The following is a 12,907-nucleotide window of genomic DNA, read 5'->3' as shown; positions in this document are numbered from 1 at the left end:
CCCACGCAATGCGTTCCGGAAGGATCGAGGCGTCTGCCGCCAGAAGGCATCCGGGTCTAAGCCTTCGCGCGACCAGTCTTCTTGGAGGGCGTCCCAGTCCCACCCTCCGTCTGTACCTTTCCCTCCGCACTCTCATCAGGCGGTGGGAAGGCAGCGACAACCGCCGCGTTCAGCGCACCAGTCAGCGGGCCGGCGTCAGGCGACAGGAGCATATCGCCGACGTCGGCCATGGTGATTTCCGGGTGCCGAGCCTGCAACGCCCCGAAGGTCATGGCCTGCATCACACGGATGCGCGGCTTGCTCGACATGCTGGCGAGGATCTGGCCGACGCCCATGTCTGCCGCGTCCTCGGCATGCGCCAGCGCGTTGAAGTCGACGACCAGCGTCAGTTCGCGGCCGTCAGCGGTCGTGAAGGAGGCTTCGCCCCGCACCCGGTTTGCCATTAGTCAGCAGCCACCTGCGTTTCGGCGCCGCTGATTTTGATCGTCAGCGTGGCTTCCATCTTGCCGTCGGCGGTCACTTCGCCGCGATCATAGCCGCGAACGTAGCCAGTCGTGTCAACCTGCGCGGCAGCGACACCACCCTGCGGAATGACGAAGCGGATCGGGCGAACGTCGCCCTCGGCCATGGCGTCACGGCAGAGCTCGTCGGTGTCGGACAGCGGACGGTAATTCATCACGACACTGATTTCGCCGCCGTCACGCATGCCGGCGATGAACTCGCGCCGGCGATCGGGCGACTTCAGATGGGTCGTCTCGACGTCGTCGATCTCATCCTGCGGCAGCGTGAAGCTGACCACCTGAACCAGTTCCTTCAACGCGGTGCCATCATGCATCCAGAACTCACCGCCCCAGCCAATGGAGGCTTTCTGCGTTTCGGCCATCGTTATGCTCCTTCGTGCCAAAATCGAATATCGAGGGACTGACGGTAGAGTGTGCCGCCGCCCGGTTTATCTTCGCTAAGATCGCGCTGCCCCTCGATCGTTGCGCGCCCGAACCGGATGCCTTCGATGGTTGCCGGGTTGATGACGGCAGCAATCACCGCTTCTGCGAGGCGAACGGTCTGCGCGTAGCCATCGGCAACACCATCAACGTGCCTGGCCCAGCAATCGATCTGCACCCGAGTGCCGCGTGCGTCGTCAAAGCCCTTCAGGTGCTGCGGACGCTCGTCGTTGATCGTCTGCATGGTGACCGCCGGCAGCGCGGATGCCTGCGGGCGCGTCACCCACGTTACGCGGTTGCCGACCAGAGCTGACACGGCAGGATCATCGATCTGCCGCTTACGAAGCGCCTGCCGCATGTCCATCGCTAGACCTTCCGTCGCTTCGCCGCTCGGATCACGGTCTTATCGACCTCGTCCTTCAGCGCCGCACCGAACTTATCGAGCCGTTCCGTGCGGGTGGCTTCCTCCGCCGGCCGCGCGAACGGCTCGGCTGCCTGATGGCCGTTGCCGAACTCGACCTGCACCGACGCGATATCGCCGGCCTTTGCCGCGACCTGCGGGCGGCCCTTCTTGGCGCGCTCCTTCTCGACGCCGATCGATCGCTTCAGGTTGCCTTCCAGTTCTGGCGCTCGCTCCCGCATGGCGTCCGCTAGGATCGTGGCCGGTATCTGCAACGCCCGTCGGCCAACGCCCGCCGCCATGGCCTTCTTCATGCCGGCTAGCTGCCGCGACGCTTCACGGAACCCTTCGATCCGCGCCATCACGCAGCCCGCGTAGCCGTGATATCCCGCCCCTCGCGCCCATACGGCACGCTGCTGACGATATCCCAAACACCCAGATCGCGGCCGATGATCGCCAGCACCGCGTCTTGCGTCTCAGCCCATCCCGGACGCGCGAAAGGCTGGGCATTCTCCTTGAACGTGCCGAATTCCTGCGGGATCGCGGACGGATCGGCGCTGCCGACATGCCGGGTCGCGAATGCCTTCCCGTCCTTCTTGACCATGCGCGCCTGCCGCCGGGTCAGCTTGGTGCCGTCGACGATCGATTCCTCTAGCGCCCGGGTCAGTTTCGGTGCCTTGGCCTTCATCGCCGCCTTCACCGGCTGCGCCGCCTTCTTCAACGTCCGTTGCAGCGCTGCCCGGGCGGTAGCTTTCGGCAGCGCGCCGAGCGCTCGGTCAAGCTCGCGCAGCCCCTCTACCTTGACCGTCCGCCTCGACATCACGCGCTCGTCGTCGCGGTGATGTCGCGACCTTCACGGCGATACGGCACGTTACCGCCAATATCCCATGTCGAGCCATCGAACTGGATTCGATCGGCCGGCGTCACGGTGTTCGTCACGCTATTCGCCCGGATACGGAACGTCGCGGACTGTGCCGACGACTCCTGCGCTGCGACCCGGCGTTCAGCGCCGGTGCCGTACAGAACCTTCGCGAACGGGCTGCATAGCTTCGCCCATGTTTCGACTTCGCCGCCATACCCGTCTGTGGTGACGGTCCGGCGCTCGATCACGATGCGCTTGTCCAGTTCGGCCGGGTTCACAGCAGAACCGTCCGGAAGCGGAAGCACACGGCTTGCACGGCGGCAAGGTTGATGTCGCCACCACTCCCGCGTGCCTGATCGAATGCGCCAGCATACAGCAGCACGCCGTGCAACAGGCCGGCGGGGATTGTCTCGGGATCTTCACCGGCAATCGCGCGACCGGTGTAATCCTGAACGTATTCCACGCCCGCCTGCAGCGCTACGCCGAGCGTCGCGTCTTCGTCGGTATTGTCGGCCTCGTAGCGCAAGAACGCTTTGACGAGGTCAAGGGTCAGCGCGGTCATTTGCACCCGGCCCCGAGCACGACGCGATTCCCCGACCCTTCCGACTTCACCAGAGGCGCACCGGTAGGGCGCGACAGGGTGCAGCGGGTGATGACGACATCGGTGCTGCCCGCGACGATCAGCAGCGGCGCGGCATTGTCGTTGCTGGCGATCAGATGATCGATCCGCACCCGCGCGCCTTTGCCGATCCACACGGCAGCGCTGGTCCATCCCTCCGCGGTGATCGTGCCGGCGGTGACGGTGTTCCAGAACCGATAGTCGCGGCCATTCCGGCGGGCGATGGTGCGGTCGAGCGTCCATGTGCCCTTGATGTCGAACCCGCCGTCGCTGTTGTCCTCGGCCAGCGTGTTCGCGATCGTGCCGCTGGTCCCGCCTTCGGTCGCAATGCCGTCGCCGTTTGTGTACTTCCCCGGTTCGACCGGCATACGGAAGCGTGCGACCCGGCCGTTGCGGATCGTAATGCCGGTCCCGGCGGTGATCGCGATGCCCTGCGGCAGATGCTCACCGGTCGACGGCGCATCGGCATGGGTCAGATCGAAGTCCTCGATCAGCGCGCCGGGCGCGGCGCGCAGGCGGATGCCGTCACGGGTCAGCCCCGTCGCTTTCAGCCCGCGGATGCGAATGCGCGGGGTATCGACGCCCGCGTCCGTCTCGACCGCACGGTAGGCGTCCTGCACCACAACCGGGCCGATCGTCACGTCGGGAGCGTCGACACGCAACCGCGCCGCACCATTCACACCGGGGGCCGCGATCGTCGGCGGGACTGGCGCGGGCCATGTCTGACCGGGCGTCAGGAACACGGCTTGGGCGGCTAGGAGAAGGGCGATCACGCCGACACCGCATCGCGATAGGCGATCGATGCCGTCTGCGCGCCCAACTGGTTGACGTGCGTACCGTCCGCCTCAAGGTAGTGCGAGGTGGCACCGTCCGTCTTCCACTTATCGGTTGCCGCTGGGTCGTTGACCAGCGCACGCGGATTGAAAGTGAAGTCCAGCGCCATTCCAGCGGCGCCGACATCGGCAGTGATCGCCGCATCATAGGCCGGCCGGGCTGCGTCGGTGTTCGCGTAGCCGGTGCGGACACCCTGCGCGGCGGCGGTGAGGAACCCATCCTGCTCGTTTACGCGCGGCAGGATGAAGGCCTGACCGATGCGTGCCGTGCCGCCCATTGCCGTCTTGACCTTGCCCCGCAGCGAGCGGACGTTCGCGATAAGCGCGGTGCTGACGGTTGTGTCCGATGCGCTTGCTACATCGCCGAGGTCGTTGGTGCCGAAGTTGATGAGCGCGCGCCCGTTCTTGAACCATGCCAGCGCTTGGAAGCGGAGATCGTTGGCAGGGGCGTTGTTCCACCACGATGCGCGATCACCGTTCTTGCCAAACACGGAGTAGGGCTGGGTCGCTTGAAACAGACCGAACGCGGCCATGCCGCTCTGCGCGCTGCTGCCGTCCTGCCCGGGGCGGCCGGGGCCGCGGGCGCCGAGCGTGTTGCTGTCGCCCAGGGCAACGGCAGGTTCCAGCCCACCGCTGGTAGGTTCGCCGATGATGACCAGCGGCCGAAGAGCGCGTGTCTGCGCGGAGCCACCGTTCGCCCCCATGGCCCCGAAGGTGCCGATGCTGGTCGTGCCGCCGTAATAGATGTTCTCGCCCGACGTGCTGGTGCTGGTGGCGTCCGTCATGGTCATGAACCATCCAGTTGCCAGCGCGTCCATTTCCAGCATCGCCAGCACAGCGGCGCCCAACGGAATACCGCTCAGGTCAAGGCGGCAGAACAGGTAGGGGATAGCCCCGCCGGTCGCCGCGGCGGTGGCTCCGTTTGCTACCGTGAAGGTCGACGCCCCGTTCACCGTGCCCGGAGCGGTTCGGTCGCCAGCCGCGTTCGAGATCGTGCCACTGGTATAAACATCGAACTGACACTTGGCGGTCAGGCCGTCCGGCAGGCGCACGACCTGCGTCACGCCAGCGTCGTCGATATACCAAAGCGGAAAGGCGAACGTCTGGTAGGGCGAACCGGCGGCACGGGTCAGCGAGCGCGAGCGCAGGCGCAGCTTGGTCGCGGAGACCTGCTGCACGTTCGTAGCCATTCGGCCACCGGTGCCGATCGCGGTGACGCTGGCAGCCGCACCGGGGGCGACGACGACCGTTACGGCGAGGTCGGCCGTCACGCCCTTACTGTCGGTCGCGCGCAGGGTGTACGGATAGGTGCCAGCGGTCGTGTACGATCCGGTCACGGTCAGTCCGCTGATCGAGCGGCCGGGCGGAAGGGTGCCGCTTGCGATCGATAGCGTGTACGGCGCAGTGCCGCCGCTGATAATCGGCAGGAAAGTGCCGCCCGCGCCAACCGTGCCTGCGACAGGGGTGCCGCTGATCGACAGCGGGGTGCCGCCAGCGCCGGGGTAGGGGCCGACAGGGGGACCAACCGGAATGATCGCCTTGCTGGGATTCACGGTGACGAAGCCGCGAGGGCGGCTGCCGGGTTTGCGTGCCATGTGTTGTCCTCGCGGCTGTCGTGGTCAGGCGTTGCGCGGCGCGCGTGGCGTCCGAGCAGGCTTGGGTTCGGCGGTGACGGACGCCTTCGTGGCGCTCACGTCCGGTTCGTCGTCGGTCACGTCCTCGTCGGTTTCGACGACGGCGCCACTCTTCACCAACGGCTCGGCGTCTGCTGCGTTGAGTTTACGGACAGTGCCAGCGGGCGCGCCCTCAAGGTCGCGCTCGTAACGATAGTGCTTCATCGGGCTTCTCCTTTCCGGAAGGGCGCAAGCCGCCCCTCGGGAAAGGGGCGGACACGCGGCCCGCCCCTCCCGTCATGCGGCCGGTCAGCCCGGGTTGACGTTGCCGAACACGAAGGCTTCCGGACGGTAGATCGTCAGCGCCAGGCGCTCTTCCGCCAAGATCGTGACGAGGTTGTTCACGAAGTTGTCGCGGTCCTCCGACGACACCGTGACAGCGGCCTGTTGGCGGTCGAAGATCTGCGCCGCCATCCGCCACGCGCCGGTCGTGAACTTGCCGACCGCCTGCGTCTGCGTCTCGACGACCGGCAGGCCCCACAGGGTCGGGCCGGTCAGGCCGGCCGGGTTGGCGAGGATGTACCCGCCGGCCGCGTCCTTCACGAGCTCGATGTTCGTCCAGTCGATCGGGTTCAGCACGAAGCCGGTCGACGGATATTCCGCCAGCGTGACCTGCAACATGCCCAACCGCAGGCGATCGATCGGGGTTTCGCCCGCGACGACCGCGCCGGTCGGCTTCACATAGGCCGATGCCACGGCGTTGATGCCCAGCAGATTCTGGTTGGTGCCGTCGCCGTTGAGCAACTGGCCATCTTCCTTGAACGCCAGCCCGTAGCGAAGGCGTTCGTCGATCATCGACTGAAGCGCGGGCGCGTCGGCGAGGATTTCGTTCGATGCGCGCATCCAGTGCGCGATCTTGCGAACGGGGGCGTTCTTGAGCCCGTATTTCAGGCTCGATTCCGGCTTGAGCGTGCCTTCCGCCGTCATACCGGCAGCGTTGGTGAAACCCGTCTCCTGCGGATACTCGATCGACGACGCCGACGTGGTGCCGGGCGCGATCAGGTCGCGGACGCGCAGCTGCCGGTTCGGCAGGTTCGTCATCATACCGGCAACGCGCTCGGCGCGGGTCAGCGCGCCGGCCGAACCGTCTGCATTCGTCGACAGCGACGTGATCGCCTTCATTTCGACGGTCAGGGTGCGCCCCTTCGACATGCTGCCGCCGAGCGCCTTGAACTCGTCGCTGCCGACGAACTGCTGCCCGACGGACAGCGCCTGTTCTTCGTCGCCTCCGGTGCGCGCCATCTTCTGTTCGAAGTCGTCCAGGCGGGACTTGATTTCGGTCAGTCCGGCGAGTGCCTGATCCGCCAGTTCCTTCTGGCTGGTCGTCAGGGTTTCGCCCCGCTCGGCCTTGCCCAGCGCATTCTCGGCGATGCCCTTCACCTCGTTCATCTTGGTGTCGAAGTGCGTCTTCAGTTCGAGGGCCATTTCGGCCGGGGTCTTGTCGGTCATGTTCTGCCCTTCCGGCAAAGAGGATGATTAGGCGCGGAAAACCGTGCCATGCAGGCACGACAGCGCGTCGATCGCCTTCGCCTCGGGCTCCCCCCGAAGATGCGGCGTTGCGGCGGCGGCAATGGCCGCCGCCTTCATTCGAGAGAACCCGGCATCCCGCAGGAGTCCCTCGAAGTCCCGGACCGTCGGCATGTCGCCAGCGCCCAGAATGTCCTTGATGCTAAGCACCCGCGTCCGATTGTTCATCGGCACGGTCACCAGCGAAATTTCGTGCAGCCCAACCTGCAACAGGTGTCGGGACTTGCCCTCAAGCCGATGCTTCAGGGTGCGGAACCCCATCGACAGCCCGGAGATGATCCCGGCGCGAACGTCGTCGCGCGCTTCTCGGGCGGCAGTCGACGTACCCATGCGACCCTTGACGTGCAGGCCGTCCGGCTTGTCGTCGAACTCGGTCCATACGCCGACGGGGCGGGTCCGATCGTGATGCAGCAACATCGGGATCGACTTGCGGCCTTCGAGCAGAACCGATCCGCGCGCCACGATGTCGCCGCCGTGATCGACATCGCCATAACCAACAGCGATGCCCGTGATGGTGCCGTCGTCATCGATCGACTTGGCGTCCAGAGCAACGTCGAGGTGGTCAAGCATTACTGTTTCTCCGGGGAAGGGGGCTGCTCGCCGAGCGCCACGTCCTGCATCTGACGGTAGATCACATCGCCGCCGGGGACTGGGGGGAGCCCTTCGAGCGCGCGGACCTCGTTCACCGTCATGAACGGCTGCATCTTCTGGTAGTAATCGGCCCGGCCGCCGCTATCGGCGCGCAGGAAGGCCTCGACGTTGAACCGGATCGCGATTCCGGCGCGGCGATCGGCGCGGGACAGCAACTGCTTGCCCAGCGCGCCTTCGATCCGCTTCAACCGCTTGCGCATCTTGAACTTCATGACGCTGTTGGTCTGTTCGGTAATGCTGCTGCCGAGCGTGGTGTTGCCGACCGTCTGACCGACAAGATGCGGATCGACCTCGAACACGCGGCAGATGTCCTCAACCGAGAAGCGGCGGCTTTCGAGCATCTCCGCGTCTACCGGATTGATGCTCAACTGCTGCCATGTCAGCTTGTTGTCGAGCAGCATGGGGCGACCGGCATTGCGGGCGCCCATGAACTTCTCGATCAACAGGTCTTCAAGTTCTTTGCGCTGCGTCGCGTTCAGCACGTTATCCGTACTCAGCACACCCGACGACTGAACGCCGTTGACGAACATCGCTGCCGCAGCGCGGTCGACCGATACGGCGCCGCTAAATGTGCCTCGGCAGACGGCGAGAGGTGACACCCCGCCCAGCGCGTTCCCGCCGAAACCCCGGATATGCAGCACCCGCTGCTGCGTTTCGACGCGCGATCGGTTGTCGGCAGTCCAGCGGTATTCGAGGTCGCGGTTGCGCAGGCGGCGCACCTGCACCCGGTCCGGGCATAGGATAGGCTCAAGCGCGACCAGCCGGCCGTTCGTGCCGAAGATCATTTCCGCATAGGCGTTGCCATGCAGTTCGATCGAAGCGGCCATGAACTCCCAGAAGTCGAACGCCGACTGGTCGTAATTCGGGCTGTCGTGCAACAGTTCGTGCAGCGGGTGTTCGTAATCGTTGACCGCCACGCCGCCGGGGCCGGGGCGCTGCACGTAAAGCGGCAGCGATGCGGTGTTGCCCGCCCAAAAGCTGACGCACGCCCAGGTCGCCGACAGCCCCAGCGCCGAACTGCGGTTCAGGAACCGTGCGTCCTCGAAAGCCTCGGTCGTCACACGGTTGGTGACGAGGTTGTCGCGATCGAACCGGCTGACGCCCGACGTGAACTCGTCGAGCCCTTCGATGTCCTTGCGGTCGAGCCGGGATGCTTCCCATTGGCGTTCCAGCGCTGCGGCGCGCGGGGATAGCTGATACCCCCTCATCCGCGCATACTCGCGATCCAGTCGTCGACATTGACTTCGGGGTCAGTGAACATCGCCTCAACCCCTCTTGCCATTGTCAGCGCGACCATGCCGTCAATGCGACCGGTCGATTTCGACTTGTCCAATTTCCGGTTGCCGGCCGGGTCCGGCACCGCCACCGCGTTCGCCGCGCACATCGCAAGCGGCGGATTGCCGCCGTGGTGAACCTGGCCTTTCAGCAGGTCTTCCTCGATAGCGTCGATCGCAGGCGACATGGAAACGAAGCCCTGCCCGAAGGGCTCAAGCGGCAACTCCACGCCGATCTTCGCCAGTTCGACCTTGAGCCGATCCATCCGCCAGCGGTCGAACGCGAGCCGTTTGACCGGCACCGGCAGGTCGCCGCAAATCTCGCCCACGTCCCGCGCGACGAACGCATAGTCGATCACGTTGCCGGGCGTGGTCCGAATCAGCCCCTTCTTGACCCACACGTCATAGGGCGTCCGGTCCCGCTTCGATGCGATGGCGATGTTCGCTTCGGGCATCCAGAACCACGCCCGGACCATCAATACGCCGCCCTGTCGCTGCGTCAGCACCAGCGAGGTAAGGTCGGTCGTCGCCGAAAGGTCGAGACCGCCGTAAATCGCCGAATGGTCCCACGGTGCCGGCTCGACGTTGCCGCGCTTCCAGACGGACGCCGCAACCAGCGCTGCGACCATGTTCTGCCGCTGGTTCAGGATCAGCACCCGCGCCGTCGCTTCCTTCGACGGCATCCGCGCGGCCTGCTGCAACTGTTCTTCGGCATCGGACTTTGACCGGAACAGCCCCAGGGCGGGGTTCGCCGCCGCCAGCGCCTTCGGGTCCAGTAGATCGCAATCCGGGGCGGCTGCGTACAGATGGCAGATCGTCGCCATGTCGCCGGCCCGCTCCGCGTCATCGAGCAGGATCGACATCATGTCCGCGTCGGTCGGTGCCTGCGTCGAAATGACGAACAGCAGGCCGTCGGAATACGCGCCCTGCGACGTGACCATCGCGTCGACGAAGTCGTCTTGCGGCCCCTTCACCTGCCCGACCTCGTCCAGCACGACGACGATGTACGAGCCGCCGTGCGCGGTCGAACCTTCGGCGGAAACCGCGTCGTACTCGACGTTCATCGCCAGCCCGACCAGCTTCTTTGCCGACGGCACCGGCCGGACCCGGTTGCGCAGATCGGGCGACAGCGCCGCCATCTTCGACGCGTAGTTGTAGACCTCCGCTGCCTGCTTCCGGCTCCGCGCACCCGATGCGATGCGGCTGTTCTGCTTCGCCTCCGGTCCGACAAGGTGAACCAGCACGATCATCGCAATCGTGCCAGTCTTGGAGTTCTTGCGCGCCATCGACAGGATAGCGCGCTTCGTCATCACCTTGTTGTCGTAGACCGCGTAGAAGAATGCTTCCTGAAAGTCGGCGAGCTTGATCGGTTGTCCGACCAAGTCGCCCTCCGGCACCCGGAGATACCGTTCGCAGAACTTCATGTTGCGTTCGGCGCGGGTGAGCTTCGACGTCGGCAGGCTCCGCCAGTCGCGCAGCTTTGGGACGGGGCCGCTTTTGATCGCCTGCCGGACGACCGGCCGGAGCCTCACTGTAGCGACGGACGCGCCAGCAGATCGTCGTCGTCGCCCGCGTTGTCCGCCTCGATGCCCTTGGCGGCGGCGCGGCGCTTCGCAACATCGCGCGGCTCGCCCGCGCTCGCGCGCGCGTGAAGCGACAGGCTGCGGCGGGTCGACAGGATGGAGGCGTCGAACATGCGAACCGATTGGATGAGCGGGTTGCTCATCGGCGAGCCGGATGCGTTCATGGTGGTGAACCCCTCGGTACGAAGCTGGCGTTGCAACGCCTCAAGGTCCGACATCTTGCGCGCCAGCATCGCGGCAAGTTCGAGCTGGTGATCGGTCCATTCGGACCGGGCGAACTCGGCGATAACCGATCGCCAGAACGGTTCATCCTGCTCCTCAAGCTGAACGTGTGCCGGCGGACGGATGACACCGCCGTCCTTCGCCATGGTCGCGACCGCTCCGGCGACGCTGTCGATGCGCTGCTTGCGCGGCTTGCGGGGCGCCATGATCGAAAATCCTGTGTTAGCGATGAAGTTCGGGGTCGGGATCGGTCCTAGGCGCGATCGGCCCTGAACTTTTCGATACCCCCCCTGGGGTCACTCGATCGGCCACCCGTCGGCTCCGATGGCGGTCCGCGTTCGGTGCCCGCGGTCGGCCGCGCTCTTGCGGTCGTGACAGGGGCGGCAGAGGGGGCGGAGGTTCGACCGGTCGTCCGTGCCGCCGTCCGCCTTCGCCTTGATGTGGTCGACCTGCGTCGCGGCTGTCACGACGCCGCGTTCATCGAGGCAGGCGCGACAAATCGGCTCTTCGTTCAGCACCTGCTTGCGCAGCTTGTCCCACGCATTGCCGTAGCCGCGCTCGTGCCGGCTCTTGCCGCCGTGGTGCCATGGCTTGCGGGCTGTCATGCTGTATGTACCAATGCGTTGCACAACCGCCGAAGCGCATTGCTTCGGCTGGTGGCGCGGAGGCGGTCCACTTCGAAGAGCGACCGACGCTGACCCGCATCAAGCCGCTAGAGCGGCGGCGCCCGTGATGGGCTGCGTTTGTTCTACCGCATCCGGCGGCAGGGTGGAAGTCTCTATTTCGATCGTCATCCACCCGCCGAACGCGATCATCGTGCGCCGGCCGTTGCTCGACTGGATGACGCCCGACATGCCCGCATAGGGCCCTTCCGAAAGACGCACGCCGGCGCCGGGCTGATAGCTCGGGCGCTGGGCACGGGGCAGGGCGCGCCGCTCGACAACACGCAACCGCTCAATCTCGCTATCCCGCACGCGCACCACATCGCCCAGGTAGCGGAACAGCGAGAACGCCGGGTACGGGTTGCTCGGCAGGCGCAGGATGCGGTGCAGGTCGGCGAGGTGCCGCGCACGCACGAACACGAACGTCGGCATGATCGCTGCCGGTCGCGCCTCTGTTGCCTTGCGGGAGCGACACACCCGCCGCCTCACCATCTCCGACGGTGTCCATGCTTCGAAGCCCGCCGCCGCCAGAGCGCTCGCGAGCGGCAGCGTGCGCGCGCCACCCGTCCGCAGGATGCACCACCGATCGTCCATGTCGCCTTGCCCTTCGCTCCCCCGCTGCATCTCTACGCTGCCTTCTCATCTGGAACATAGACGGAACGATCGCCGTCCGCCACATCGCCACCGCCCAGCGCCTCATCGACATCGCCCTGCGTGATGAACCCGGCCGTCACGCCAAGCCGCCGCCACTCGTCCGGCAGCGCGCGAATCCCATCGGCCGTCAGCGGCGGGGGCGGGGCCATCTCGCGCCGCCCGACGCGCAGGATGGCGCGGGCGCGGCGGATCATCGCCTCGTCCTCGCTGACCCATTCGGCCGCACGGTCAAGTATCTGCTTCACGGTCGGCATCCAGTCGAGTTCAACCATGCAGCGCCGGCAAGCATAGGACAGCGCGCGCTGGTCGATGCCTTCAAGCATGGTGACATAGGCGTTCAGCTTCAGCTTGCCGGCCTGCGCGTCGCTCGCCTGGGCGGGCATGGCGGCGGCAAGCGTCCCGACCGACTGGCGTATCGTGCGCTCGTCGGCTGGTTCGGCACCCGCGATCGCCGACGCGACCGGTGTGATGATCGCGATGTCCGCGTCACTGAACGTCGCCGACGGGTCAAACGCCTGCGCCAGCACGGCTCGCGCGTTCGGCGTCAAAGACGGCATCGAGGAGCCCGTTGCCAGTGCCACGCCGCGGCTGATGCCCGTTTGAACCTGATCTGCCATATCGATTTTCCTGCCGTGTGAGCCATTCGGGTTCGAAGCTGATCCAGCCTCGCTCGATCATCGTGTCGACGAGCCGACCGGGCGGCCATTCGTCGGAGGCGTGCTGGTCGAGCTTCTTCGTCAGCAGCCGGTAGGCGTGGTCGGTCAGCGCCGAGCGCTTCGCCTTGCGGTGGGCAATGAACCCCGCCCACTGGTCGTCGCTGACCCCGACCGGCGGCGGCATGGTGCGCGGCCAGCGGGGCTTATCGGGCTTCCGGCTGGCGGCGATCACCGCTGCACAGCCTGCCTCGATCACGGCGAGGACCACCCGCATGGCCAGCCCTCGTGTGTACGCGTCAAACCCTACCGGGTGGGGGTGAGGGTGTGGGGTTTGTTGGGGGGTCTGGGGG

General features: G+C 66.1%; 19 protein-coding genes. All 19 read right to left on the bottom strand.

The features are described 5' to 3' along the window. Positions 1-56: 56 nt before the first annotated feature. Complete coding sequence (locus AVT10_RS06035) at positions 57-443, bottom strand: hypothetical protein (RefSeq protein WP_066689392.1); 387 nt, start codon at positions 441-443, stop codon at positions 57-59. Continuing rightward, a complete protein-coding gene (locus tag AVT10_RS06030; protein WP_066689391.1) occupies positions 443-883 on the bottom strand; it encodes a phage tail tube protein in 441 nt (146 codons plus the stop codon). The genes AVT10_RS06035 and AVT10_RS06030 overlap by 1 nt, the downstream gene beginning before the upstream one ends. 2 nt (positions 884-885) lie before the next feature. Continuing rightward, on the bottom strand, positions 886-1,305 hold the full coding sequence (locus AVT10_RS06025; protein ID WP_066689390.1) for a DUF3168 domain-containing protein: 420 nt from the start codon (positions 1,303-1,305) through the stop codon (positions 886-888). 2 nt (positions 1,306-1,307) lie between these two features. After that, positions 1,308-1,703 carry an HK97-gp10 family putative phage morphogenesis protein gene (locus AVT10_RS06020; protein ID WP_066689389.1) on the bottom strand — a complete coding sequence of 132 codons (396 nt, stop codon included), beginning with the start codon at positions 1,701-1,703 and terminating at the stop codon, positions 1,308-1,310. After that, the gene (locus tag AVT10_RS06015; protein ID WP_066689388.1) at positions 1,703-2,161 is read right to left on the bottom strand and encodes an HK97-gp10 family putative phage morphogenesis protein; all 459 of its coding nucleotides are present in this window, start codon (positions 2,159-2,161) and stop codon (positions 1,703-1,705) included. Before AVT10_RS06015 ends, AVT10_RS06020 begins: the two co-directional genes overlap by 1 nt. After that, positions 2,161-2,481, bottom strand: coding sequence for a phage head closure protein (locus AVT10_RS06010; protein ID WP_066689387.1), 321 nt, complete (start codon positions 2,479-2,481; stop codon positions 2,161-2,163). The genes AVT10_RS06015 and AVT10_RS06010 overlap by 1 nt, the downstream gene beginning before the upstream one ends. Continuing rightward, positions 2,478-2,765, bottom strand: a complete 288-nt coding sequence (locus AVT10_RS06005) for a head-tail connector protein (RefSeq protein ID WP_066689386.1) — start codon at positions 2,763-2,765, stop codon at positions 2,478-2,480. Before AVT10_RS06005 ends, AVT10_RS06010 begins: the two co-directional genes overlap by 4 nt. Then, entirely contained in the window at positions 2,762-3,595 is an 834-nt protein-coding gene (locus tag AVT10_RS06000; protein ID WP_198158510.1) for a right-handed parallel beta-helix repeat-containing protein, read from the bottom strand. The genes AVT10_RS06005 and AVT10_RS06000 overlap by 4 nt, the downstream gene beginning before the upstream one ends. Continuing rightward, a complete protein-coding gene (locus AVT10_RS05995) occupies positions 3,592-5,250 on the bottom strand; it encodes a putative Ig domain-containing protein (RefSeq protein ID WP_066689384.1) in 1,659 nt (552 codons plus the stop codon). The genes AVT10_RS06000 and AVT10_RS05995 overlap by 4 nt, the downstream gene beginning before the upstream one ends. A 24-nt stretch (positions 5,251-5,274) precedes the next feature. Further along, a complete protein-coding gene (locus AVT10_RS05990) occupies positions 5,275-5,493 on the bottom strand; it encodes a hypothetical protein (RefSeq protein ID WP_066689383.1) in 219 nt (72 codons plus the stop codon). 84 nt (positions 5,494-5,577) lie between these two features. Further along, entirely contained in the window at positions 5,578-6,777 is a 1,200-nt protein-coding gene (locus AVT10_RS05985) for a phage major capsid protein (protein WP_066689504.1), read from the bottom strand. Positions 6,778-6,804: 27 nt separating this feature from the next. Beyond that, positions 6,805-7,425 (bottom strand): HK97 family phage prohead protease, encoded by a 621-nt coding sequence (locus tag AVT10_RS05980; RefSeq protein WP_066689382.1) that lies wholly within the window; start codon positions 7,423-7,425, stop codon positions 6,805-6,807. Continuing rightward, entirely contained in the window at positions 7,425-8,714 is a 1,290-nt protein-coding gene (locus AVT10_RS05975; RefSeq protein WP_084401406.1) for a phage portal protein, read from the bottom strand. Before AVT10_RS05975 ends, AVT10_RS05980 begins: the two co-directional genes overlap by 1 nt. Next, positions 8,711-10,312: a terminase large subunit gene (locus AVT10_RS05970; RefSeq protein WP_232307895.1), complete on the bottom strand. Its 1,602-nt coding sequence runs from the start codon at positions 10,310-10,312 to the stop codon at positions 8,711-8,713. Before AVT10_RS05970 ends, AVT10_RS05975 begins: the two co-directional genes overlap by 4 nt. Further along, entirely contained in the window at positions 10,309-10,731 is a 423-nt protein-coding gene (locus tag AVT10_RS05965; protein ID WP_198158509.1) for a hypothetical protein, read from the bottom strand. The genes AVT10_RS05970 and AVT10_RS05965 overlap by 4 nt, the downstream gene beginning before the upstream one ends. Before the next feature lie 150 nt (positions 10,732-10,881). Beyond that, positions 10,882-11,190 carry an HNH endonuclease gene (locus tag AVT10_RS05960; protein ID WP_066689380.1) on the bottom strand — a complete coding sequence of 103 codons (309 nt, stop codon included), beginning with the start codon at positions 11,188-11,190 and terminating at the stop codon, positions 10,882-10,884. 99 nt (positions 11,191-11,289) lie between these two features. Then, positions 11,290-11,841 carry a transcription termination/antitermination protein NusG gene (nusG, locus tag AVT10_RS05955; RefSeq protein WP_157092693.1) on the bottom strand — a complete coding sequence of 184 codons (552 nt, stop codon included), beginning with the start codon at positions 11,839-11,841 and terminating at the stop codon, positions 11,290-11,292. A 32-nt stretch (positions 11,842-11,873) separates the two neighbouring features. Further along, entirely contained in the window at positions 11,874-12,458 is a 585-nt protein-coding gene (locus tag AVT10_RS05950; RefSeq protein WP_084401421.1) for a hypothetical protein, read from the bottom strand. Next, positions 12,409-12,831 (bottom strand): hypothetical protein, encoded by a 423-nt coding sequence (locus tag AVT10_RS18125; protein WP_157092692.1) that lies wholly within the window; start codon positions 12,829-12,831, stop codon positions 12,409-12,411. The genes AVT10_RS05950 and AVT10_RS18125 overlap by 50 nt, the downstream gene beginning before the upstream one ends. Positions 12,832-12,907: the final 76 nt, after the last annotated feature.

The organism is Sphingomonas hankookensis, from assembly GCF_001619955.1.
Classification (GTDB): Bacteria; Pseudomonadota; Alphaproteobacteria; order Sphingomonadales; family Sphingomonadaceae; genus Sphingomonas; species Sphingomonas hankookensis_A.
Note: the sequence above shows the minus strand (reverse complement) of the source record. Positions and strands in the feature narration are given on the sequence as shown.